The sequence below is a fragment of the Halalkalibacter hemicellulosilyticusJCM 9152 genome (assembly GCF_000513115.1).
In the GTDB taxonomy this organism is placed as follows: domain Bacteria; phylum Bacillota; class Bacilli; order Bacillales; family Bacillaceae_D; genus Halalkalibacter; species Halalkalibacter hemicellulosilyticus.
Map to the genome: position 1 here is coordinate 1 of NZ_BAUU01000029.1, position 26,177 is coordinate 26,177.

The following is a 26,177-nucleotide window of genomic DNA, read 5'->3' on the forward strand; positions in this document are numbered from 1 at the left end:
TCCGCAAAACAGGCGAAATGAGGAGCCAAAAGCAAGTCGTGTCATCAAGCTTCCTCTATTCGCATGGGAAAAGCTAAAACCCCTGTCGGAAAGGGGGAATAGAGGGACGAGGATGCCACAAAGAGGCTGAACACAATGAAAAAGAGCAAATAGAGGACCGAGGAACCGCACGCGTAAAAAGGGACTCCTCATTCCGCAAAACAGGCGAAATGAGGAGCCGAAAGCAAGTCGTGTCACCGAGCTTCCGCTATTTACAAAGGGAGAGCTAAAACCCCTGTCGGAAAGGGGGGATAGAGGAACGAGGATGCCGCAAAGAGGCTGAGCATAACGAAAAAGAGCAAATAGCGGACCGAGGAACCGCACGCGTAAAAAAGGGACTCCTCATGCCGAAAAATCGACAGAACTAGGATACCGCATGCGCAAAATCAAGTAGCTTACAGTTGCTCTCTCTCTCGCAGGTTTACGTAGTCAATTGGTAAATGGCATAACCCCATTTATCTATCGTAACCGTTTCTTCAAATGAAACCGGATCATTAGTCCATAAATCGATCGCGCTCTGACCGTTGTAATGTGGCGGGAGGGGAATGGTTATTGCTCGTTCCTGTCGATTTAAGATAAAAAGTAGATCCTGCTTCTCGTAAACAATGACATCCAACTTCGCGGCGTCTGTATAAAAGCGAAGACCTTCATTACTACGGAATGCTTTGTGTTCTTTACGCAATGAAATTAATGTCTTCATAAACGTAAGCATGTCTTGATCTTGGTTTTGTTCCTCCCACTGCATACATTTCCTACAGCCTGGATCTTGATCTCCTGTCATCGCAATTTCATCACCATAATAAATGCAAGGTGTGCCTGCCATAGAAAAAAGTAGGGTCATTTGTAGCTTAACGAGTGACGTACGTTCATCGCTAACGGTTAAAATTCTTGGTGTATCATGGCTGCCTAATAAATTGAATTGAACGTCATTGACAGTCTCTGGATATGAATTTCGTACCGCATGAATTGAATGCATTAGCTGATTGGCATCAATTGTTTGATGAGCAAAATAGTCGATGATCGATGAAGTGAAGCGGTAATTCATAACAGCATCAAATTGATCACCTTGAAGCCATGGCATCGAATCGTGCCAAATTTCACCTAGTATAAAAAGTTCAGGCTTGATGGCGCGAACCTCTTTGCGAAAGTCGCGCCAAAAGGCATGATCGACTTCGTTGGCCACATCAAGCCGCCACCCATCGATATCAAACTCCTCAATCCAGTAACGAGCGACCTTTAGTAAATAATCTTTTACATCTTTATTTTCTGTATTGAGCTTAGGCATAGTTGGAACGTAGGCGAATGTATCATAATTTGCAGGTTCGTCAGCTTGGACTGGGAACTCGTGAATATGAAACCAATCTTTGTATCGTGATGCTTCCCCTTTTTCAAGTACATCTTGAAACGGTGGAAAATAGAAGCCGCTATGATTAAAAACGGCATCTAGCATGACGCGTATACCGCGTTGATGGCATTCGTTGATTAGTCGTTTAAAGGTGTGTTTATCACCAAATTGTGGGTCAATTTCTAAATAATCAATTGTGTCATATTTATGATTTGAATATGCTTTAAAGATTGGTGTGAAATAAATTCCTGTTATACCAAGTTCGTGTAGATAATCGAGATGGTCGATTACCCCTTGAAAATCCCCACCGAAGAAATTCGTTGTCGACGGCTCCTCTGACCCCCAGTCAAGTGTTTCTGGTGGATTAATCGAAGTATCTCCGTTGGCAAATCTTTCAGGAAAAATTTGATACCACACAGTGTTTTTTACCCAATTGGGTGCTGAGAAAACATCTATCTGATTTAAAAATGGAAAACAAAAATAATAGCTTGCATCTAAAGGTTCTTCACGATAAAAGCCTTTTTCTGTATAGACTAAAGCGTCTTGACTATTTACTAGCTTAAAGCCATAACGTAGTCGTCGGTGCTCTGGTTCAATGGAAACGAGCCAATAATCATATAGGTCATCATTTCCGTTATGAGTCATTTCCTTCTCCTTCTTAATCCAGCATTCCTCTTTTGCGTTATAATCGTAAGGATCTCCGTGGATGAGAATGGCTTGCTGCACATCCTTTTTCTTCGTACGTATACGAATGTGGATCGTTCGTTCGTCAATTGCATAAGCAAATTCATTTTTAGGCCGATGATAAATGGCTTCCTTTAACATGGAATCACGCTCCTGTTCATATGAGATTAATCAGCTTTCTTCAATATCGTACTTCCGTTATCATTAAACATACTAATGAAAAAAACAAGTGTCAAGCGTTTGCATGAGTTGCACGATTTTGTCGAAAAAATAACTTGGGAGTATATAAGGAGTTAAAATTATTTTAAAAAAAGTGTTGATAATAATATAATATGCTTATATAATGAGTGTAATCAATCAAGTGCAATCGCTTTCACAAATAAGAAATGAACGGTTGTTCTTTTTTATTATTGATTGTGCAAACGATTGCTCTTTATTGCGCTGATTTCCCCTAAGTAATGACGTTCGAATGAGGTGTTAGGAAAAGGGGGAACAGTAAGTTTATGAAAAAACATTCATTTTGGGGGGATACGAACATGTTACGAAAAAACAAATGGTTGATGATGATTGCAGTAGTCGTGATGATCGCTTTACTGGCAGCTTGTGGTCCTGATCGTGATGAGGAACCAACTCCAGCACCAGAGGATAGTGGCGAGGAGACAACAGGCAATGGTGAAGAAGCGACAGCGGATAAGCCTGAATTGTTAAAAATGTGGGTGAATGATGAGGAATCACAGTTAGATGCCTATGAAGAAATTACGGCACGTTATGAAGAGGAAACAGGTATTGCTGTAGAGATCATTCCGTTTTCGATGTTAGAGCAAATTGATGCATTGTCGTTAGATGGCCCATCTGGTACAGGTCCTGACCTGTTCTTCCAGCCTCATGATCGTTTAGGGGAAGTGTATTTGCAAGGTCTTGCTGCTGAACTTGAATTAACGGCTGAACAGTTAGATGGTTACACTGAGGGTGCAATTGATGCTTTTTCATATGAAGGAGGTCAATATGGAATTCCGGCTGTAACGGAGACGTATGGACTCTTTTATAATAAGGCTCTTGTTCCAGATGCACCAGAAACAATGGATGACTTAATGGACATTGCTGAACAATTAACAAATGCCAGCAGTGATGAGTATGGCTTCTTAATGGAAGCGGGGAACTTCTATTTTAACTACCCATTCCTAACAGCTCATGGTGGTTACGTATTTGGTGAGGATGCGGATGGTGCGTTAAATGCTGATGATGTTGGCCTTGCGACGGATCCGGTTGTTGAAGGTGCTGAAATGATTCAATCTTGGTATGAAAATCAGTACATTCCTCAAGGGATTAATATGGATATCATTAATGGTTTATTCCAGGATGGAAAAGTAGGAGCTGTTGTAACAGGTCCATGGGCGATTCCTGATTATAGCGGAGCACTTGGTGATGACCTTGGTGTAGCACCGCTTCCAACGATGAATGGTCAAGCGCTTAACTCCTTCTCAGGTGTGAAAGGCTGGTTAGTATCTGAGTATAGTGAGAATAAAGAGTGGGCAACTGACTTAGCATTATTTATTACAAATGCAGAAAATTCATTTACGTATTATGAGACAGCGGGTGAATTACCAGCTCGTACAGATGTTGAAATAGACGATGAATTCCGTGCGCCGATTTTAGAGCAAGCTGAGCATGCCATTCCGATGCCGAACATTCCTGAGATGTCTCAAGTTTGGGATCCGATGGCAGATGCTTTTGAGTTTATTTCGCAAGGTGAAGATGTAAGAGAGGTATTAGAAGAAGCGGTTGAAGATATCGAGTTACAAATTTCTTCAATGGGATCCGGAGAATAAAGGGATCGTTCTCGCATTGGGTTTGTCTTGAAGGGTTGGTTTGACCTTTTAAGACAAACCTTCAATATTTAAGCAGGGGGAAGCTGAAATGGCTAATAAGCAAGATCAATCAATAGCTGTTGAAAAAACACAGCGACATCATAATCCGAAAGTAGCAACATTCCTTTCGGTTATTCCGGGAATCGGACAAATGTATAATCGAAGGTTTATAAAAGGTTCTATCTTATTTATTCTCTTTGCTGCTTTTTTTATTGTATTTATGCAGTTTTTGGAAATGGGATATTGGGGACTGCTTACTCTTGGGACTCACCCTGGACTTGATGATTCTCGTGTTTTACTGTCTCAAGGGATATTAGCTCTGATCTTAACAGGGTTTGCTGCGACGTTTTATGTGGCGAATTTGATGGATGCGTATAAGGACGCGAAGAGAATACAGGAAGGTTGGACTGTTACGACACTGAGAGAAGGGTTTCGTAACGCGTGGGATAAGGGGTTCCCGTACTTAATTGTTGGACCGGGACTTTTATTGCTTATTTTTGTTGTTGTGTTTCCGTTGTTGTTTATGTTTTTCTTAGCATTTACAAACTATAATCTATACAATGCCCCGCCGCGTAATGTACTTGATTGGGTCGGTTTTGAGAACTTTATTGCGCTCGTTCAAGTGCCGATTTGGCGTGATACGTTTTTCTCTGTTTTAGCTTGGACATTAATTTGGACGTTTTTCGCAACAACTTTGCAAATTGCGCTCGCTTTATTTCTGGCGTTAATTGTGAATGATCCACGTGTGAAGTTTAAACGCCTGATTCGTACCGTATTCATCTTACCGTGGGCGGTGCCTGCTTTTGTAACGATCTTAATTTTTGCGGCATTGTTTAATGATAATTTTGGTGCAGTTAATCGAGATATTTTAATTCCGTTATTCGGCTCTGGTTTGCCGTGGATGTCTGATCCATTTTGGGCGAAAACAGCGCTTATTATGATCCAGACGTGGCTCGGTTTTCCATTTGTATTTGCTCTATTTACAGGAGTGTTGCAAAGCATTTCTTCAGATTGGTATGAGGCAGCTGATATGGACGGGGCTTCTCGTTGGCAGAAGTTCTTAAATATTACGTTCCCACACATGATGTTTGCAACGGCACCACTATTAATCATGCAATATGCGGGGAATTTTAATAACTTTAATATTATTTATTTATTCAATCAAGGGGGGCCGCCGGTACGAGGACAGAATGCTGGTGGTACCGACATCTTAATTTCATGGGTGTATGGCTTAACGTTTGAAACGCAGAACTATAATATGGCTGCAGCGATTTCAATTATTATTGGGTTAATGGTTGCTACATTTGCTTTCTTCCAGTTCCGTCGTACGCGTTCCTTTAAAGAAGAGGGGGAAATCTAATGTCAAGCAAATTGAAAAATAGATTAGAGCTTGCGGGTATTTACTTGATCATTATCGCGATGTTTGTCGTCATCGGCTATCCGTTGCTATGGACAATAGGTCTTTCATTAAATCCAGGTACAAGTTTATATGGTGCGAGTATGATTCCGGAAAATTGGTCGTTTGATCATTATAAGTGGTTGTTCCTTGATCCGCGAAGTAATTATTTGACATGGTACAAAAATACGCTAATTGTCGCAACGGCGACTTCGTTGTTATCGGTCGTGTTTGTTTCATTAACGGCTTACGCGTTTTCACGCTATCGTTTTGTTGGAAGGAAAAACGGCTTATATGCCTTTTTGCTTTTGCAAATGTTCCCGGTTTTAATGGCGATGGTTGCGTTGTATATTCTCCTTAATACGGTGAATCTATTAGATACCTTAACAGGGTTGATCATCATTTATGCCGGTGGGGCAATTCCGATGAATGCCTTTTTAGTAAAAGGCTATTTTGATACGATTCCTCGCGAATTAGATGAATCGGCTAAAATTGATGGTGCTGGGCATTTTCGAATCTTATTTACAATTATGCTACCATTAGCGAAGCCTATTTTAGCTGTTGTTGCGTTATTTAATTTTATGGCACCTTTTATGGATTTCATCTTACCGCGGATTATTTTGCGCAGTCCGGAGAATTTCACGTTGGCGCTAGGTCTGTTCAATTTTGTGAATGACCAATTTGCGAATAACTTTACGCGTTTTGCAGCAGGCGCTATCTTGATTGCCATCCCAATTGCAGCTGTATTCTTATTCTTGCAACGTTATCTCATTTCAGGACTAACAGCTGGAGCGACAAAAGGATAGAAAAACAGTGGAAAAGTTGTTTAAGGAGATTGAGGCTGGGACATAACAAAAGTGTTTAGCAGAGAATCCGAACACCTAAAGAATGCAGAGAAGTATATTTTGGCAGCGGCTTATTTGCATCGCTAGTATTTGTCGGATTCTTATTGGTTAAAGCATTTTTGTCCTAGCCTCTTCTCCTTTGTCGTGAATCAAGGTGATGTCGTCTTTGTGTGTTTACACGTTATTCTTTTAAAGAAGTTCCAAGAAAAGCTATTGTGTTTATAAGGGGACATCGTTAAAATAAATGACAAATGGTTGAATGTGAAGGAGGTCGATACCGATGGCGGTAACCATAAAGGAAGTCGCTAAACGGGCTAATGTTGCACCGTCCACGGTATCTCGAGTTATCGCAAATAGCTCAAGAATTAGTGAGAAGACGAAGGAACGTGTCCGAGAAGCAATGACGGAGTTAGGCTACCATCCTAACTACAATGCAAGAAGTTTAGCGAACAAAAGCACGAAAACAATAGGGATTGTCATGCCGAATTCAGCTAAAGTGTCATTCCAGAATCCCTTTTTTCCTGAAGTTATTCGTGGCATTAGTATGAAAGCGTATCAATCGGGATACGGCTTATATTTATCTACAGGTCATACGGAGGAAGAAATTTTAGAAGAAGTGAAGCAAATGGTATTCGGAGGACGTGTTGATGGGATTGTTCTCCTATACTCTCGTGTGAATGATCAAGTGATGCCATTCTTGATTGAGCAAAAGTTTCCATTTGTTTTAATTGGTCGTCCGTATCAAGTGGATGAAAGCCTTGTGACGTATGTGAACAATGACAATTTCAAAGCGGCCAAGCTTGTGACGGAATATTTACTTCTTTTAGGTCATGAAAAAATTGGTTTCATCGGCGGCAACTTAGATTTTGTCGTGACGATTGATCATATGAATGGCTATGAGCAAGCATTGAAGAATGCCAACATTACGGTGAATGAGAGCTACAAAGTGTACCATGATGAATTAAAGGAGGGTGGGCAGGATGCAGTCATTGAATTAATGTCGAATGAGCACCCCCCAACCGCTTTAATTGTAGCTGATGATATTATGACCTTCGGTGTTATTCGCATGCTAGAGGATATGAATATGAAAGTTCCTCATGATATGTCTATTGTGAGCTTTAATAATGTGATGATCTCTGAACTATCTTCACCTCCTATGACAACGGTGGATATTCATATTTATGATCTTGGGTTTAAGGCGACTGAATTGCTCATGCATCAGTTGGAAGATCCGACGATTGGTGTGGAGCATGTGATTATTCCTCATAAATTAGTGAAGCGACAAACGTGTAAGCTGGATCATGGTGCGTCGAGGGGATAGTGAGCGTCCCTCTAAGTATGAAAGCGTACGTGGTTCTTTTTTATCAATAAGAGGGGTATTGGGAAAGTTTGTGTACGGAGGTCGCTGAAGTACAACGACTTTTTCAATACTCTTAATGCTGTTTTGACGGATAAATATAGTAAAAGTAGTTGAAAGTTGGCTAGTTTCGTAGTATGTTGAGATCGAGGAAAGCGTTTGCATTTAAAGAGGGGTAACGACTGAAATCGATAAGCAACATCTATTATTTTTTTATCCTATAGTGCAAACGTTTCCGCAAAAAACGAAAGAAAGGGTGATTGAAGTGATGAGAAACAAACAGTTACAAAAAGGAATGTCAGTCATGTTAGCCGCTTTACTAGTTGTGAGTCTATTCATCGGCTACATACCACAAATGGTCGCTCATAGTGGTCAGGGAAGTCCGGTTGTAAATGAGGATCGCTCGGTAGAGTTTAACTTGGTAGCCGGACAGGCGGAACGTGTACGGGTCGCTGGTAGTTTCACAGAATGGCAGGAGCATGCACTTGATATGGAGCGAATGGACGGACAGAAATGGCATACGATAACGGAACCGCTCATACCAGATGTATATGAATATAAGTTTATTATTGATGGCGATGAGTGGGTTGTAGATCCGTTAAATAAAGAAGAACGTAATGGAAATAGCGTTTTGATCGTACCAGGTTTAAACCTCGAAGGAAATGCTTCTTTCATGTCTGTCGGAAGTGATTATGCATTAAGTGCTACTTATGTTTCTCCAAATGGAGAGATGAATAGAGTAGACGAGGTGACATGGTCATTAATTGAAGCGACTGAAGGAGTAGAGCTTCGCGGCGCAAACTTACACATTGGTGAGGAAGCGAAAGTTAGTTCAACGGTCATCGTTGCGGCTGAATATGAGGATTATGTAGCGACGAAAGAAATTGAGTTAACGGATTTAATGTATACGTTTACAGTTCATTATCATAGATTGAACAATGATTTTGTAGGTTGGGAGGATATGTGGATTTATAATAGTGGATTCGACCCAGCGGCATATCAATTTCAATCGATTTACGGTGAGGATTATCAGTTTACTACAGCTACGCATATGTTTCCAGAAGAAGAGATTGAGCTCATTCCACGAAAAGGAAATTGGGAAGCGCAGGATCTTAATAGAGTGGTCTCCATTCCAAATGGCGAACTAGAAGTGGAGGCTTGGATCATAGAAGGTGATCCAACCGTTTATACAAGTGAAGAAGAAGCGATTGCTTCTTTAATAGGAACAGCTCCAGTAGAACGATATATTCGCTTCTTGTACGATCGCCCCGAGCGTGATTATGATGGTTGGAACTTGTGGGTATGGGGAACTGGGAAGCAGGATGATCAGATTGATTTCACCGATTGGTTAGGCGAGTTAGCGGTTGCTACGATTGAAGTTGGTGCAGCTACTGAACGTGTTGGCTTTGTCTTGAGAGGTTCAGACGATTGGGATATAGCAGAAAAAGATGTCGATGTTGATCGCTTTATTCAAGTAAACCGTCATGATCCAGTCACAAAGGTGGTTGTGAAAAGTGGTGAAGTCGATTTCCATACTGTCCCTGAAGTGATAGGACCTGTTGTAGCGAATGGAGATGTCACCTTCTACTATCGTGACCCTGAGCTATATGTAGCAGATCAGATGGACACGATTGACCATGTGGAGCTTGCCATTTTCGGTGAGCGTTATCCGATGGTTTATGAAGAAAAGAACGAGCGGTACGTCTTTACGTATGAACAAATTGAACATGGGACACATGAATATACATTTTTCGTTACGATAGATGGCCAAGAATATGAGGTGACCGATCCTTATCATACTGTAGATGGGAAGTCGGTTGTTTCTTATATGATTTCAGATGTGACGTTGTCTGGTTCTGCCTATCCACAAGCAGTTGATTACAATGAAAATGCTGTTCTGACCATTGACATCGAAAAGGATGATGAGCTTTCAATTCGAGAGCTCTATGTTGATTTACGTGAGGTTGGTGGTCCAGAGAGAATGGAGGTAGATTTAGAGCTAGAGGAAGTGACGATCGCCATTGATGATTCCACGACAGCAGGCTTGAAAGTGCTGCCTATCGTTGCGGTAGATCAGTTTGGATATACTCATGATGGAGAAATAGAGGTAGAGGTAAAGGCACGACAATTTGTAGGTGAAGCGGATTTTGATTGGGATGAGGCGAGAATTTACTTCTTGTTAACGGATCGCTTCTTTGATGGTGATCCGACGAATAACGATCCGTACGGTATAGGTTACGATACTGATAAGCGTGGATCCTATCAAGGTGGGGATTTTCAAGGGATTACGGCTAAGCTCGATTACTTGGATGAGCTCGGTATTAATACGATTTGGATCAATCCAATAGTTGAGAATATTCGCTATGATGTTCGTCACGACCATCCAGATACACCTTATTATGGTTACCACGGCTATTGGGCGAGCAACTTTGAACAATTAAATCCACATTTTGGATCGATGGAGGACTTCCATGAATTAATTGATGAAGCAGATGAGCGTGGAATGAAAATAATGATCGATGTCGTTCTTAATCATACAGGCTATGGACTTAAACCGGAAGATGCTCTGCTTGATGGAACGATCCCGCACTTTCCAACGAATGCAGAACGTGACCGCTTTGCTGGTATGTTACGAGATGGTGGGACAGACACGATTCAAGGGGAGCTAGCAGGTTTGCCAGACTTTTTAACAGAGGTTCCTGAGGTTCGTGAGCAGGTGATCCAATGGCAAGTGGATTGGATTGAAAGATCACGTACAGAAAAAGGGAACACGATTGATTATTTCCGAGTCGATACAGTCAAGCATGTTGAAGATACGACGTGGATGGCATTTAAAAATGAATTAACGAAAGTGATGCCTAAATTCAAAATGATTGGAGAGTCATGGGGGGCAGGACCGCATGATGACCATGGCTATTTACAGTCAGGAATGATGGATTCCTTGCTTGATTTTGATTTCAAATATCAAGCGCATGATTTCGTCGAAGGGAAAATCGAACGAGTACAGACACAGTTGGAACAACGTAATGCTCAGCTGTCAAATCAAGCAACGTTAGGACAGTTTCTAGGTAGTCATGATGAGGAAGGCTTTCTTTATTCTGTTGGAGGAGATGAAGCAAGCTGAAGCTAGCCGCTGCACTGCAAATAACAGCCAAAGGTCAGCCTGTTATTTATTATGGTGAGGAGCTGGGATTGTCTGGAGCGGATAATTATCCTTATTATGATAACCGTTATGATATGGATTGGGATATAGTCGAGGGAAACCATATTCTCGCACATTACCAAACATTGATGAATATACGTGCGGAGTATTCGCAGATTTTTTCAAAAGGAGATCGTTCTAAGCTGGCTGGTGATGATGATAACGGGTATCTCATCTTTGAACGGTCGTATGAGGGAGAGTCGATTGTTGTAGGATTAAATACGAATGAGGAGGAAGAAACAGTAACCATTCCCGTTCCATTTACAGGTGAGGCTGTCGATCTATACTCAGGGATAACAGCTCCTGTAGAGAGTGGTCAAGTGACCATAGACATACCAAGTATGGCTTATGGTGGAACGGTCGTATTAGCAGAGCTGTCTGAGGAACCGATTGAAGAACCGAAGCCAACTGAACCTGAAGAAAAAGAGAAACAAAAGGATAAGCCTATACAAAAAATAGACGAAAATGATCAAATCGTTGATGATACAGGTTTTGGCGACAATGAAAAAAATCCACCCAATGAAACATTACCACATACAGCAACAGATCTTTATCGTTGGTTATTAGTCGGCATGATCCTTCTTGCTGCTGGACTCATAATGATTGAACTGAAAAGACGACAGCAAGTTGGTTAAATGAAAGACAGGAAAGGGATTTTGACTGAATCAGAATAGTTAAGTGCATCCTTCTGAATGTGTTCTTGTTTGTGGCGTCTCCCCGTATAATCGCATATCGTACGCAGTGGGTCATGAAATATCGTTTGCTGGCAAAAATAATGCAAAATAGTGCAATCGGTTGCATAAAACGATAAAATATGCTATTTTATAAAGTAAGAGGGGGATGCTTTATGAATAAAACATGGTGGAAAGAAGCGGTTGCGTATCAAATTTACCCTAGGAGCTTTAAGGATTCCAATGGTGATGGAATTGGTGATTTACAAGGGGTAATAGAGAAATTAGATTATTTAAATGAGCTAGGGATCGATGTTATTTGGATTTGTCCGATGTATCGTTCGCCTAATGATGATAACGGTTACGATATAAGTGATTATCAAGATATTATGGAAGATTTCGGAACGATGGCTGATTTCGATCAGCTTTTGAAAGCGGTGCACGAGCGCGGGATGAAGCTAATATTAGATTTAGTAATTAATCATACATCAGATGAACATCAGTGGTTTGTTGAATCACGCTCATCAAAATCTAATCCTTATCGTGACTATTATATTTGGCACCCTGGTAAAGATGGGAAAGAGCCGAATAACTGGGAGTCGATCTTCGGCGGCTCAGCATGGGAATATGATAAGGAAACAAAAGAGTATTATATGCACGTATTCTCACGTAAGCAACCAGATTTAAATTGGGAAAATAAGGACGTGCGTGATGCGTTATATGAAATGGTCAATTGGTGGCTTGATAAAGGGATCGATGGCTTCCGGGTTGATGCGATTTCTCATATTAAAAAGGTGGCAGGTTATCCAGATTTACCGAATCCAGACAAGAAGAAGTATGTTCCATCGTTTGAAGGTCATATGAACCGTGAAGGCATTCAAGAATTTCTTGAAGAGCTGAAGCGAGAAACATTTGCGAAGTATGACATTATGACGGTTGGCGAAGCAAATGGTGTAAGTGTTGATGAAGCGGAGCAATGGGTAGGAGAAGAAGATGGCTGTTTTAATATGATCTTTCAATTTGAACATTTAAGTCTATGGGGGAGGAGTGCAACGGGTGGACTTGACCTACCGTCATTAAAGGAAACATTGACGAGATGGCAAGAAGGCTTAGAAGGCATTGGCTGGAATGCCTTATTTCTTGAAAATCACGATCAGCCTCGTTCTGTTTCAACGTGGGGCAATGATGGAAAGTACCGGATTTTATCAGCGAAGTCATTAGCCGCACTTTATTTCTTTATGAAGGGAACTCCTTTTATTTATCAAGGTCAGGAAATTGGCATGACGAACGTCCAGTTTGATTCGATTGATGATTACAATGATGTTGCCATTAAGAATTTATATCGACATGAACGTGAGGAAGGGAAATCACACGAAGAGATTATGAAGGTCATTTGGAAAAATGGTCGTGATAATTCGCGAACACCAATGCAATGGAATGATAAGGAGAACGGCGGATTCACAACAGGCACTCCATGGCTGAAGGTGAATCCGAATTACAAAGAAGTTAATGTTGAGAAGGAAATTTCTGCTCCGAATTCGATCTATCATTTTTATAAGAAGATGATCGAGCTGCGTAAGCAATCAGAAGCGTTGACGTATGGGACATATACGTTAATCGAGAAAGATCATCCATCTGTCTATGCGTACACCCGAACAACGGAGGAGGAAGAGATTCTCGTCATCTGTCATTTATTTGCGACGGAGACTGAATTTGAGTTCCCTCATTTGTGGAAGGAGAGAGAACGTGAATTGTTGCTTCATAATTATGATGTAGCAGAAATCGGTTCGAGCATGAAGCTACGTCCTTATGAAACGAGAGTCTATCGTTTGAAATAAGAATAGAGTGTCAACCTCCTGTAAAATGGGAGGTTGACTGATCATGAAGGTCGCTGAAAAAGGGTTCTTTTTCAGTGATCCTATCATGCATAGGGGGAGCAAAATGAAAAGAATAGCAATCTTTCACACAGCCATAAAAAAGAGGCTACTCGGTACAATGATGAGGAAAATGGCGGTTTTAATGACAATATTATTTATTGTTGCTACATTATCTTGCTTATTTTTAATCACAACGAATTCATCCATTGACCAATCAATCGAACATGCGGATCATTACCTTGAAGTAGAAGAAGAATATCGCGTCATGATGCGTGATTTAAATCGGGTCATGTCTATCCAATACGATATGATGGCAACAGGGTATTCGCGACAGAAAAGTACAACGATCGATCGCATGTTTGAAACCGTATCCGACTGGGAGCGGGCAAGGCAATTTTTAATAGATGAAGGTCTACATACATATGTACAACAGCTAGAAGACACTCGTGATGAATTAGCTATGCTACAGGAAGAATACTTTCAATCGTATCAATCCAATTGGGAGCAAATCGTGCGTAGTGAGATTGAGCCGGTTATAACACCAATTGAATCTCACCTTACCCGCATTGATGATAATGTTAGCCAATACATTCGTGAAGTGAACGAACAAAATCATTTGCAAGTCTCTGAAACGATTGAAACCGGTACAACTCGTATGATTTTCTTAATCGTTCTATTATTTATTGTGCCAACTTTGTCGCTATTTTTATTTGCACGTGATTTGAAACAAGGGGTCTCTCAGTTAAAAAGGAGAATGGCTCTTTATGAACAAGGTGATTTCTCTAGTTCAACTGTTATAAATCGTGTTGATGAAATAGGAGAGCTGGAGCAGGCGCTTGAGCAAATGAGAGAGCGAATTGCTGATAATTTAAAAGAAAGTCAGATGATTAGTCAAGGTGTCGTGCATACATCAAAGGATATTGAACGTGAACGAGAGCAGTTAGCTGTTCAACATCAAGAAATGGATGAAGTCGTTGCGAGGCAGAAAGCGCTTATTGATATTCAACAACAAAAAGCGATGGCTATTTCGGCTGTAACGGAGCAATCGGCAGCCAATGTAATGAGTATTCATCAAGCGTTAGAGCGTTTAAAGAACGGTATGGAAACGATGACAACTTCAGCAGCAACAGGTGTACAATCTATTTCCGAGACTGATGATCAGATGAATACAGTTGCCGATATGCTTCATTTTTTTGCTCGACAGTTGCAAGATGTGAATGAGTGCACGAACGATATTCAAGAAGGAATGCAGCATATTTTTTCGATTTCGAATCAAACGAATTTATTGGCGATTAATGCTTCGATTGAAGCAGCACGAGCAGGAGAACATGGAAAGGGGTTTAAAGTAGTAGCGGAAGAGGTGCAGAAGCTTTCGCAGCAAACCAATTCTTTTTCAGAAACAATTACGAATCAATTAACGCGCATTCATCAAAGTGTAAACAATTCGTTTGAACGATTTCAACAGCTTGAACAATCGATCAAACTGACAAAAGCGCGAGCAATCGATACATCCAATCAATTTCATCAAGTATCAAATCAAAGTCAGCATATGCAGCAGCAAGTGCATGAGGTGACGCAAACGATGGAGGAAATCTCTAAGGGAACGAACGAAATCGTCAGTGAAATTAATGAGTTAGCCGAGCAGGCTTCGATCAATGAAGAAAGTATTGCAGCCATTTCAGAAGTGGCTGTCACTCAAGGTCAAACGACTTATACATTAAAAAATTCAGTCGACCAGCTTATCGAATTAGCGCAAAAGCTGCAAAAACAGGAGAAAAGATTTCAAAGACGTTGATATGAATAGAAGACGCTGAAAAAAGTGAGTAATAAGACTTTTTTTAGCGTCTTTATTAAGGGGAAGTGTGCGTTTTTGCCGAGGCTTGTCATATGAGCGCTTACACTTGTTTTTAGAGCGTTTTTATCCGTTTTAAAGTCATTACCCGAGCGAAAGAAAGCGTATTCACTCATAATTAAAACGCTTTCGCCGAAAAGAAACCTCTCGCAATTATACAATCACTACATAAACCGCTTATCCTGTCTCATGTTCACTTTATGATGTCAATATAGTGCACTTTTTTCGTCAATAGAGTGAGTGTTCAGAGTACGGAGACGCCCTCTATAATAGTAAATATGAAAGCGATTACAAAAGTGAAGGCGGTGATTCATATGAGCACAGTAGCAAAAACAAGTCAGACAGATACAAATGTTCAAGCTGAACGCCAACGTGCGAAAGCGAAATTAAAGTGGAAAAAAGTATTGGCGTACTTAGCATTTGTCGGTCCTGCACTTCTCTTTTTCGTCGTGATTCAAATTATCCCATTTTTCATGGGAGTTTATTATTCCTTTACATCTTGGAATGGCATAAGCTCAGCGAGTGAATGGGTTGGATTTGATAACTATATACGAATCTTTACAAACGATGAGCGTTTCTTTGATTCCTTCTTATTTACGACGAAATTTATGTTAGCGGCAGTGGTCATTAGTAATATCATTGGGTTTTCGTTAGCCCTCTTATTAAATACAGCAATCAAATCAAGAAACATATTAAGGACGGCCTTTTTCTTACCGAATGTGATTGGTGGTCTTTTGCTAGGATTTATCTGGCAGTTCATCTTCGTTCGCGGTTTTGCAGCAGTTGGAGAAATGACTGGGATTCCAGTGTTTCAGCTTGCCTGGCTAGGAGATTCAACGACAGCATTCTGGGGAATTGTCATCGTTTTTGCTTGGCAAATTAGTGGCTACATGATGGTCATTTACATTGCAGCATTGCAAGGGGTTGATACATCGTTACTGGAAGCAGCAAAGATTGATGGAGCCAATGCTTTTACGGTGCTACGACGCATCATCATTCCGCTCATTTTACCAGCATTTACAATTTGCTTCTTCTTAACGATTTCGATGGCGTTTAAGATCTTTGACTTAAACCTTTCCTTAACAGGTGGTGGGCCGTTTAACTCGACCCAATCTGTTGCGATTAATATTTATCAAGAAGCCTTTACAAACAACAACTATGGAGTTGGTTCAGCGAAAGCGAATATTTTCTTCATTGTTGTGATGATCTTTACAGTTGTTCAAGTATCGTTGACAAAGAAAAAGGAGGTTGAAGCGTAATGAACAAATACACGAAACGCACATTTACACTTGAGATATTTGCGATTTTGCTTGCAATCTTCTTTCTCATTCCGTTTTACTTTGTCATCGTTAACTCATTAAAAAGCTTTTCAGAAATTTTAATTGATGCTGCGGCTCTACCGACAGAAATCATGTTCTCGAACTATGCGGAAGTATGGCGCATACTCGATTTTCCGAAAGCGTTCTGGAACTCTTTTCTAATTACCGTATTTAGTAATATCGGCATTGTCATCATTAGCTCGATGGCAGCATGGAAGCTTGTACGAACTCCATCAAAGATAAGTAAATTTTTATTTTTATTCTTTGTGGCAGCGATGGTCATTCCGTTTCAAACGGTGATGATTCCACTTGTGAAAATTGGTGGAATGTTAGGGCTCATTAATAGTATTCCTGGCATCATCATTATGTATTTCGGCTTTGGTGTTCCGCTTTCGTTGTTCCTTTATCATGGATTTGTGAAAACGGTGCCAATTGAAGTCGAGGAATCAGCGCAAATTGATGGCTGTTCACAGTTTGGATTGTTTTGGCGTATCGTCTTCCCGTTGTTGAAGCCGATTACGATTACAGTGATTATTTTAAATACATTATGGATTTGGAATGATTATTTACTTCCATTACTTGTCTTGCAGGATGCATCCTTACGAACAATTCCACTAGCAACAAGCTCATTCTTTGCACAATATACGAAGCAATGGGATATGGGGCTTGCCGCACTTGTTCTTGGGATTACGCCTATTATTATTTTCTTCTTATTTTTGCAGAAGCATATTATTAAAGGCATTGCCTCAGGTTCGATCAAATAACGTTATTCACTTTGCAGACTAGCACTGCAAATAAAAGATATACTAAAAAAGGGGAATAAAAGGAGGAGCAATTTCATGAAAAAAGCATGGATTCTTTGGTTATCATTACTTCTATTTGTTGGGATTTTAGCAGCTTGTGGATCAGACGATTCGAGCAATGAGCCATCAGAAAATGATGTGTCGAGTGAAGAAACAAATGACGATGCAGTAGCAGGTGGCGACGACCCTGAGGAAGTCACATTGAACTTCTTCCAATTTAAAGTCGAAATTGCCGATGAACTACAAGCGATGCTAGATGAATTTGAAGCAGAGCATCCTCATATTACAGTTAACCTTGAAACAGTAGGTGGAGGTGCTGACTACGGTGCGGCATTACGAGCGAAATTTGCTTCAGGAGAAACACCAGACATTTTCAATAATGGTGGCTTTAATGAATTAGAGCTTTGGAAAGAGCATTTAGCTGATTTATCTGATGAGCCTTGGGTCGAGAATCTACTTGACATTGGTCGTGTGCCGATGACAGATGAGGACGGTACATTATACGGTATGCCAGTAAACCTAGAAGGATATGGTTTCATTTATAATATTGATTTATTCGAAGAGGCAGGTATTACGGAGCCACCAACGACGTGGTCTGAGTTAGAGGAAGCAGTTCAAGCGTTAGAGGAAGCAGGAATTACAGCCTTTTCAGCTGGATACGGTGAATGGTGGGTGATCGGTCAGCATTTGTTAAATATCCCATTTGCGCAGCAGGCTGATCCTGTGGCATTCATTGAGGAGTTAAATGCTGGAGAAGGTTCGTTCACTGGAAATACTCAATTTGAACAGTTTCAACAAGTGATCGATTTAGAAATCGAATACGGCAACCCGAATCCGTTAACGACAGATTATAATACACAAGTGACGTTATTCGCATCTGGTGAAACAGCCATGCTCCAACAAGGAAACTGGACAGAGAATATGATCTATGAAATTAACCCAGATATGAATATGGCTTTCTTACCGATTCCATTAAATGATGATGCTGATGCAGGTCGCATTCCGGTTGGAGTACCGAACAACTGGGCTGTAAACAAAAATTCGGAGCACTTAGAAGAAGCGAAATATTTGCTTGAATGGATGGTTTCTTCTGAAACAGGACAACGTTATATGACAGAGGAATTCGCTTTTATTCCAGCGTTCGATAACATCGAGCCAGCAGGACTGGGTGCATTAGGTGAGTCAATCCTTGAGTACTCAGTAGCAGAGCAAACGATTCCATGGACATGGTTTAGATGGCCAGATGGTGCCAACCAAGATTTTGCAGCAGCCATTCAAGAGTACGTAGCTGGGCAAATCAGCTATGAAGAAATGCTTGAAAAAATGGAGCAAACGTGGGAAAGTTTAAAGTAAACAAATAGAGAGGAGCAGCCCAAAAGAAGTGTTATGCATTCTTTTGGGTTCTCCTGTTTCATAGGGGAGTTAGCCTCAGAGCTGAGAGAAATCCATACATGTCAAGCACCTAAAAAAGGGGGTTACCAAATGAAAATGAGCATCCGCAATAAATTAATTATACTTTTATTACTTATAACGGTCATTCCATTTGGAAGTTCCCTTGTTGTGACGTTTATGTACACGAAGGAGTCTTTGAAGGATCAAGCGATTCAGGAAAATAAGCACCTTCTCTATCAAGGGAAGATGAACATGGAAACGTATTTGCGCGATCTAAGTTTTGGGATGATTGCTCTTTATAATAATAGTGATTTTATGAACTATTTGCGCAAAAGTGAGGCCAATAATTATGTCTCGCGTGGAGTTGTACACAATGTTATCAATACGCTTTTGTATAGTGATGAAAGTGTTTTTCAAATTTCGATGGCTCTTGTCAATACCGGAGAACGCCTAACTGCTTCAAGAAGGTCTACCGTTGTGTATACGTATGATATGGATGACATCGCCTTTTATGAAGAACAGTTAATGAAAAGTAAAACGAATCTTTATATTGAACCTCCTAATGAGGCAGGACGATTGACGATTCACCGGGCATTTAAAGATATACCGTCTGATGATGACTTAGCATTTATTACAATGGAAGTATCTATGAATAAGATCGATGAGCTTAGTCAGCATTTGTATCATGATGGTCAGGAGGAGCTTTATATTTTTACAAGGGAAGGCGATCTGATCTTTCGCTCGACAGTGGTACAGCCTGGAGATGATTCAATACAATGGATCGCTAATTTGCTGGATCGCGATGAATTTAGTGGCACAATGGTATGGGAGGATGAATCCTTTGACGGGGTGATCGTCTATGATACATTAGCGGAGTCAGCTGGAGGCTGGGTGCTTGCGAAACGCATCCCTTCACCGACGTTATACGAAAGTGCGTATGGTGTGGCGATGATCAATATATTCTTTGGATTAATTGGCTTATCGCTTGTCATCATGGCGACACTGTTTGTCTCTTTCAAAATTACATCACCGATTCGGGTACTCGTCCAAAATATTAAGCAAATTGAAGCAGGGAATATGAAGACGCAATTCGGCTCTCTTGGGAATGATGAAATTGGTGTACTTGGGGAACGATTCAAATCAATGATTGCAAAAATCAACATGCTTATTAATCGTGAATATAAGCTCGAGCTAGAAAATAAAACGAATCAATTAAAAGTGCTTCATTCACAAGTGAATCCGCATTTTCTCTACAATACATTACAATCGATTGGGACGACAGCGTTGAAAAAGCAAGTACCTGAAGTATATACATCGTTAACAGAGCTATCCCATATTATGCGTTATAGCATGAATATGGAGGAGGATGTTGTTAGTCTTGAGCAAGAATTAAATTATACGAAAGCTTATTTGCTATTGCAGAAGCAGCGCTTTGATGATAGCTTTCATTATCAGGTTGATGTCGCAAGTGAGGTTATGTCGTGGCGTGTGCCGAAAATGATTTTACAACCGATTATTGAAAATTACTTTAAGCATGGTTTCGATATGAGGGAGCAGGCTGGTTCACTTATGATCGAAGGGCTTAAGGAAGAAGCAGAGCTGACATTGAAGGTGTCTGATAATGGAGCGGGCATTTCGGAGGAGCGATTGACGGAAATTTGTTCTTATATTTTTTCAAATCAAAAGCCTGAGGAAGATGGTTCAAACATCGGATTGAAAAATATTTATGCACGATTGCAGTTATATTATGGAGGAAGAGCAGAGCTGCTGTTGGAAAATCACACTGAAGGTGGTTTTGTTGTGAAAATGAGGCTTCCAAAGGAAATGGAGGGGTGGCAATATGAAAGCGATGATCGTCGATGATGAGAAGCATGTTCGTGAAGGTTTACGCTTACTGGCGGAGTGGGAACGTTTTGGCATTAAGACAGTGCTTGAGGCCGAAGATGGTGAAGAAGCGATGCAGGTTATTGCGAAGGAGCACCCACAAATTATTTTTACGGATATGCGTATGCCGAAAAAGGATGGTGTTGCTTTAATGAAATGGTTGTACACCTCCAATTGGAAGGCGAAAACGATTGTCGTGAGTGGCTATGATGATTTTCGTTATTTAAAGGAAACGATTACGTACCAAGGGTTTGACTATTTGCTTAAGCCGATTAACCCGACCGAACTCAATGAAACGTTGCAGCGAGCCGTAAGTGCATGGAATGAGCAGTATGGCGACGATTTGCAAACGTTCATTGATGAATCGAACTATCAAAAGGAGCCAAGCACGGTTCACACGATTGCCGACTATCTTCGCAAAAATTATAAACAAGAGTTGAAGCTTCAAGATATTGCCGATCGTTTTTATTTAAGCCGTGAATATATATCTCGCCGCTTTAAGCAGGAATATCATCAAACGATTACCGATTTCATAACGAGCATTCGAATGGAGAAGGCGAAGGAGCTGCTACGTAACCCCGATTTAAAAGTTTACGAAATCGCCGATGCGGTTGGCTATCCTAACGATAAATATTTTGCTAAGCTCTTCAAAAAGCAGGAAGCATGAGCCGAAGGAGTATAGGCAGCAGAATAGATAGATGTGCGAGAAGTGATGTAAGAGGGAGGAGAGCTGGCAGGTTGTCACAAATTGTGTCGGTAAATGTCAGGTGAGCGTTTTTATAAAAAAATGAAGCGTTTTCAATGATATAACGCTCACTCTGGAGATGAAAATGAGCGTTTTCACCAATAAAAAGAGCGCTTACAACATTTTCTCTCCTCTTTCAAAAAACTTCTCACTTTCTCTATTGTCATCTTACGTATTATCCAGTAAAATAAAAATATAGGTAATGAGAAAGCGTTACCACATGAGAGGAGGGACTATGGCGACGATAGAGGATGTAGCGAAATTAGCTGGGTTGTCTCGGTCGACGGTTTCTCGTGTGATTAACAACCATCCATATGTCACTGAAAAAAAGCGGCAGCTCGTATATGATGCGATGCGGCAGCTAGAGTATCATCCGAACTCTTCGGCGCAGCGGTTACGAACTCAGAAAACGAATACGATTGCGGTATTAGTACCACGTCTAACGAATCCGTTCTTTCCATTATTAGTGGAAGGTCTTGAAGAGGTTGCAGTCGAAAATGGCTTTCAATTGCTCATTTGTCAGACGCAAGCAAACGAAGAGAAGGAATTAAGTTTCTTGCATATGTTAACGACCAAACAAGTTGATGGGCTTATATTCACCTCGATTGAGAATGAATGGTCGACAGTTGAGCCATATATGCAAAGTGGTCCAATGGTGCTTTGTAATGAGTATAGGTCAGATGTAAATGTGTCGATTGTTCGTCTGGACCAAGTGAAAGGAAGCTATTTGGGGGCACAATATCTTATTGATAAAGGCCACCAAGCGATTGCGTATTGTGGTGCAACAACCAGTGAGCTCGGTCGGGATCGTGAAAAAGGATTTATTCAAGCGTTAGCAGAAGCTGGTCTATCCTTGAAGAAGGAATGGTATTTTGATAATTTGTACAGCATTGATTGTGGAAAACGAGTGCTACGTAACATCTTGGAAATGGATCCGAATGACCGACCAACTGCGGTTTTTACCGGTAGTGATGAGGTTGCTGCTGGCATCATGAAGGAAGCAAGGCAAAAAGGACTATCGATACCTAAGGACTTAGCGGTTATTGGTTTTGATGATCAGCCGATTGCTGAATTGCTGGAGCCGTCATTAACGACGATTCGCCAGCCGACGAAGGATATGGGAAGACAGACGATGGAAGTCATGCTGTCGATGCTTACGAATGAGCAGAAGAAACACCCTTATGAACGAAAGGTTGTCGAATTACCTATTGAATTGATTAAAAGAGAATCAGTATAGTGGTTATGAGAACGATCTCATATTCAAATGTGAAGTTAACGTCCCTTGATATGACATGATTGGATGAAAGAGTTCCTACTTTCATCCAACCTTAAAGTCATAGGGTCAAGTAAGGGAAGCATGTCAAGGACTCTTTATGAGATCGATTTCAGGTCGCTATTTTGATAGAGTTGACTAACAAGAAGGGGGAATAAATAATGACAACAAGAGTAACGGTATGGAATGAAAACCGCCATGAAAACAAAAATCCCGTCGTTCGTGACATTTATCCAGAAGGAATTCACGGAGCAATCGCGAATGCATTAAAAGGTGCGGGCTACGATACGAAAACAGCAACGTTAGATGAGCCTGAGCATGGTTTGACAGATGAGGTTTTAAACGAAACGGACGTTCTAATATGGTGGGGACACCTTGCTCATCATGAAGTCGCTGATGAGGTCGTTGAAAAGGTGAAAAAGCGCGTGCTAGAGGGGATGGGATTAATCGTTCTCCATTCAGGGCATTTTTCAAAAATTTTCAAAAGCTTAATGGGAACATCATGTGATTTAAAATGGCGTGAAGCAGATGATAAGGAGCGATTATGGGTCGTTGATCCGAGTCACCCGATTGTCAAAGGGGTGGGCGAATACATCGAGCTTGAAAAAGAAGAAATGTACGGGGAGCATTTTGATATTCCAGCACCAGACCAGCTCGTATTCATTAGTTGGTTTGAAGGCGGAGAGGTATTCCGTAGTGGCTGCACATATCAGCGCGGTAACGGAAAGATCTTTTATTTCCGCCCAGGGCATGAAACATATCCAACGTATCACAATGAACAAATTCAACGTGTTATTAGTAATGCTGTTGAATGGGCAGCGCCAGTTGGTCGTAAGTATCCTCAATACGGTAATGCAAAGCCGTTAGAGGCGATTAAGGATAAATAATCACTTTAAAAATTGAGAGGAGAATGTCAAATGAGTAAAGTAAAAGTTGGAGTCATTGGTTGTGGGAGTATTTCAAAATATCGTCATATTCCCGAGTATGCGAATAATGAACAAGTAGAAATTGTTGCGGTATGTGACGTAATCGAAGAGCGTGTGAATGAATTTGCCGAACAGTATGAAGCTAAAGCATATACGAGCTATGAGGAATTACTTGCGAATGATGAAATCGATGCAGTAAGCGTCTGCTTACCGAATGCTCTGCATGCACCAGTGTCAATTGCTGCATTACAGGCTGGCAAGCATGTGCTTTGTGAAAAGCCAATGGCAACATCAAAGGAAGAAGGAGAGGCGATGATTGCCGCAGCGAAGGAAAGCGGTAAGAAATTGATGATTGGACATAACCAACGCTTCGTTCCTTCACACCAGAAGGCGCGTGAGATGATTGCTAACGGTGAGCTAGGAAAAATCTATAGCTTCCGTACGGCATTCGGTCACGGTGGTCCAGAACGCTGGAGTGTGGACGGTAAGGATAGCTGGTTCTTCCGGAAAGAAGATGCCTTCATTGGTGCAATGGGAGACTTGGGCGTTCACAAAACAGATGTAATTCGCTATGTTTTAGGTGAAGAAATGACAGAAGTCGGTGCTTTTGTTGAAACGGGCGCTAAGGAAAACTCGGATGTCGACGATAATGCTGTATGTGTGTTAAAAACAGAAAGTGGAATCATCGGTACGCTTGCAGCGAGCTGGTCTTACGTACCGAAAGAAGACAACTCAACGATAATTTATGGTGAAAAAGGAATCATTCGTTTAGAAGATGATCCGGTGAACTCGATGGTTGTTCAATATAAAACAGGTGAAGTCGTGAAATATGAGCTTGGTGGCATTCAAACAAATGAGTCAGGTGGTCAAACGAGCTCACAAGTGATTGATCACTTCGTTGATGCAATCATAAATGATACTGAGCCTTTAATTACGGGTGAAGAAGGATTGAAATCATTAGAGGTTGTTCTTGCTGCACTTGAATCAAGTGATACGAAGAAAATAACATCTCTATAAGATGTAGGTATTGAGAAAGGCACTGAAAAAGTAAAAACCAAACTTTTTCAGTGCCTTTGATATAGAAGATAAGAGAGATAAGTATGGCAGAAGTGGGATGCAAAGATTACGTGCTCGATGCGGTTCCTCATTCCTCTATTTCTCCTCTTATTCTCTGTTTCATGTCGTTACGGTATCCTCATTCTTCTATATTAGGCAAAATGAGTCCAAAAGGAGCCAAAAAAGCAAAATAACGGAATGAGGACTACCTTTTCATCCAGAAAGCGTTTCTTCTCTGATTTAGAGGAATGAGGATTACATTTGTTAGTTGGGACTGTGCAAGTAGGTTCGTGTAAGCTGTCGTCTACACTTGATACACGTACTTATGAGCTAAACCCTATTAACAGCTTCGCACACACCATTAAGAAAAGACGCTATCGCGTTATTTTTACATAGAGAAGAACGTTCTGCATAGAAGGCACGTTGTAACGACTATGCTGATCAAATTCATCAAAAAGGTGGGATAAAATATGAGTCAGTTACGCATTGGGGTAATCGGCGCTGGTGGAATTGCTCAAGATCGACATATTCCAGCATTAGCAACATTAGAGGAAGCGACGTTAGAGGCCGTATATGATCTGAATGAAGCGACTGCGCAATCCGTGCAGAAACGTTTCGGTTTTACTCGTGTCTGTGGCGATGTCAATGAACTACTTGACCAAGTCGATGCTGTGATCATTTGTACGCCAAATAAGTTTCATGCGAATTTAACTGTGCAGGCACTTGATGCAGGAGTCCATGTGTTCTGTGAGAAACCGATGGCGATGAACGCAATAGAATGTGAACAAATGATTCAAGCGTCCAAAAGAGCAGGAAAGGTGTTAACGATTGGCTACCATTATCGCTCAACAACAGAGGCGCAGGCGGCGAAAAAGCTCATTGAAGCAAATGAGATTGGTGAACCTCTTGTCGCGCGTGCCCATGCGATGCGGCGGCGTAAAGTACCTGGATGGGGTGTGTTTACGAATAAAGAACTGCAAGGCGGTGGCAGCTTAATCGACTGGGGCTGTCATTTCTTAGACTTGACGCTCTGGTTACTCGGTAACCCGAAACCTGTTTCTGTCAGTGGAAAGACGTACAATACGTTAAGTAAAATGACTGATCAAGTGAATGAATGGGGCAAGGTTGACCCTGCTACCTTTAACGTCGATGATCATGTGACAGCGTATATTACGTTTGAAAATGGCTTAAGTTTGTTGTTTGAAACGTCATGGGCAGCGAATGTCAAAGAAGACTCAGAAGGTGTTAGTATTTCTGGTACGACAGGGGGAATTGATCTGTTTCCGCTTGAAGTGAACCAAGCGAAACACGGACTTCTCCTTAATAGCCAGACAAATTATACACCAGGCGAAACGGATACAGGAGTGGCTCAACTTACGAATTTCCTCAGAGCGTGTCAAGGAAAAGAGGAGTTAGTCGTAAAGCCTGAACAAGCCGCGCAGGTGACGCAAATTATTGATGCCATTTATCGAAGTAGTGAAATTGGAAAGAGTGTAGAACTGTAAAAATCGCTTAAGACCAGGACTTAAATCCTGGTTTTAAGCGTTTTTTTTGCATGGCTGGTATCTTGGGATTATTCAAAAAAGACAAAAAACTCAAAAATTCGATTTTTTCAGCCGATATTTCATGTATACTAGTCCTTA

General features: G+C 41.0%; 18 protein-coding genes. 17 read left to right on the forward strand and 1 reads right to left on the reverse strand.

Features of this window, described 5'->3' with window-relative positions; all coding sequences use genetic code 11:
- Positions 1 to 460: 460 nt before the first annotated feature.
- Positions 461 to 2,209 carry a glycoside hydrolase family 13 protein gene (locus tag JCM9152_RS16455; RefSeq protein WP_035346376.1) on the reverse strand — a complete coding sequence of 583 codons (1,749 nt, stop codon included), beginning with the start codon at positions 2,207 to 2,209 and terminating at the stop codon, positions 461 to 463.
- A 395-nt stretch (positions 2,210 to 2,604) separates the two neighbouring features.
- Here JCM9152_RS16455 and JCM9152_RS16460 point away from each other — a divergent pair, with 395 nt between their 5' ends.
- From JCM9152_RS16460 to JCM9152_RS16535, 17 genes are all read left to right on the forward strand, one after another.
- Positions 2,605 to 3,897, forward strand: coding sequence for an extracellular solute-binding protein (locus JCM9152_RS16460; protein ID WP_035346463.1), 1,293 nt, complete (start codon positions 2,605 to 2,607; stop codon positions 3,895 to 3,897).
- A gap of 88 nt (positions 3,898 to 3,985) precedes the next feature.
- Positions 3,986 to 5,296 (forward strand): sugar ABC transporter permease, encoded by a 1,311-nt coding sequence (locus tag JCM9152_RS16465; RefSeq protein ID WP_035346378.1) that lies wholly within the window; start codon positions 3,986 to 3,988, stop codon positions 5,294 to 5,296.
- Positions 5,296 to 6,138, forward strand: a complete 843-nt coding sequence (locus JCM9152_RS16470; RefSeq protein WP_035346380.1) for a sugar ABC transporter permease — start codon at positions 5,296 to 5,298, stop codon at positions 6,136 to 6,138. Before JCM9152_RS16465 ends, JCM9152_RS16470 begins: the two co-directional genes overlap by 1 nt.
- 319 nt (positions 6,139 to 6,457) lie before the next feature.
- Entirely contained in the window at positions 6,458 to 7,498 is a 1,041-nt protein-coding gene (locus JCM9152_RS16475; protein WP_035346382.1) for a LacI family DNA-binding transcriptional regulator, read from the forward strand.
- 304 nt (positions 7,499 to 7,802) lie between these two features.
- The gene (locus JCM9152_RS16480; protein WP_268870749.1) at positions 7,803 to 10,658 is read left to right on the forward strand and encodes an alpha-amylase family glycosyl hydrolase; all 2,856 of its coding nucleotides are present in this window, start codon (positions 7,803 to 7,805) and stop codon (positions 10,656 to 10,658) included.
- 68 nt (positions 10,659 to 10,726) lie between these two features.
- Positions 10,727 to 11,371, forward strand: coding sequence for an LPxTATN C-terminal sorting signal domain (locus JCM9152_RS23450; protein WP_235715743.1), 645 nt, complete (start codon positions 10,727 to 10,729; stop codon positions 11,369 to 11,371).
- Between the two features lie 212 nt (positions 11,372 to 11,583).
- Positions 11,584 to 13,245, forward strand: a complete 1,662-nt coding sequence (locus JCM9152_RS16485; RefSeq protein WP_035346384.1) for a glycoside hydrolase family 13 protein — start codon at positions 11,584 to 11,586, stop codon at positions 13,243 to 13,245.
- A 103-nt stretch (positions 13,246 to 13,348) separates the two neighbouring features.
- Positions 13,349 to 15,079: a methyl-accepting chemotaxis protein gene (locus JCM9152_RS16490; RefSeq protein WP_158318454.1), complete on the forward strand. Its 1,731-nt coding sequence runs from the start codon at positions 13,349 to 13,351 to the stop codon at positions 15,077 to 15,079.
- 371 nt (positions 15,080 to 15,450) lie between these two features.
- Complete coding sequence (locus JCM9152_RS16495) at positions 15,451 to 16,395, forward strand: carbohydrate ABC transporter permease (protein ID WP_035346465.1); 945 nt, start codon at positions 15,451 to 15,453, stop codon at positions 16,393 to 16,395.
- Complete coding sequence (locus tag JCM9152_RS16500; protein WP_035346388.1) at positions 16,395 to 17,219, forward strand: carbohydrate ABC transporter permease; 825 nt, start codon at positions 16,395 to 16,397, stop codon at positions 17,217 to 17,219. The genes JCM9152_RS16495 and JCM9152_RS16500 overlap by 1 nt, the downstream gene beginning before the upstream one ends.
- 75 nt (positions 17,220 to 17,294) lie before the next feature.
- Positions 17,295 to 18,611: an ABC transporter substrate-binding protein gene (locus JCM9152_RS16505; protein WP_035346390.1), complete on the forward strand. Its 1,317-nt coding sequence runs from the start codon at positions 17,295 to 17,297 to the stop codon at positions 18,609 to 18,611.
- 129 nt (positions 18,612 to 18,740) lie between these two features.
- Positions 18,741 to 20,513 carry a cache domain-containing sensor histidine kinase gene (locus JCM9152_RS16510; RefSeq protein ID WP_035346392.1) on the forward strand — a complete coding sequence of 591 codons (1,773 nt, stop codon included), beginning with the start codon at positions 18,741 to 18,743 and terminating at the stop codon, positions 20,511 to 20,513.
- Positions 20,491 to 21,201 carry a response regulator transcription factor gene (locus JCM9152_RS16515; protein WP_235715741.1) on the forward strand — a complete coding sequence of 237 codons (711 nt, stop codon included), beginning with the start codon at positions 20,491 to 20,493 and terminating at the stop codon, positions 21,199 to 21,201. Before JCM9152_RS16510 ends, JCM9152_RS16515 begins: the two co-directional genes overlap by 23 nt.
- 313 nt (positions 21,202 to 21,514) lie before the next feature.
- Positions 21,515 to 22,516: a LacI family DNA-binding transcriptional regulator gene (locus JCM9152_RS16520; RefSeq protein WP_035346394.1), complete on the forward strand. Its 1,002-nt coding sequence runs from the start codon at positions 21,515 to 21,517 to the stop codon at positions 22,514 to 22,516.
- 197 nt (positions 22,517 to 22,713) lie between these two features.
- Entirely contained in the window at positions 22,714 to 23,439 is a 726-nt protein-coding gene (locus tag JCM9152_RS16525) for a ThuA domain-containing protein (protein ID WP_035346396.1), read from the forward strand.
- A gap of 30 nt (positions 23,440 to 23,469) precedes the next feature.
- The gene (locus JCM9152_RS16530) at positions 23,470 to 24,495 is read left to right on the forward strand and encodes a Gfo/Idh/MocA family protein (RefSeq protein ID WP_035346398.1); all 1,026 of its coding nucleotides are present in this window, start codon (positions 23,470 to 23,472) and stop codon (positions 24,493 to 24,495) included.
- A 509-nt stretch (positions 24,496 to 25,004) separates the two neighbouring features.
- Complete coding sequence (locus tag JCM9152_RS16535; RefSeq protein ID WP_035346401.1) at positions 25,005 to 26,039, forward strand: Gfo/Idh/MocA family protein; 1,035 nt, start codon at positions 25,005 to 25,007, stop codon at positions 26,037 to 26,039.
- The last annotated feature ends 138 nt before the right edge of the window (positions 26,040 to 26,177 follow it).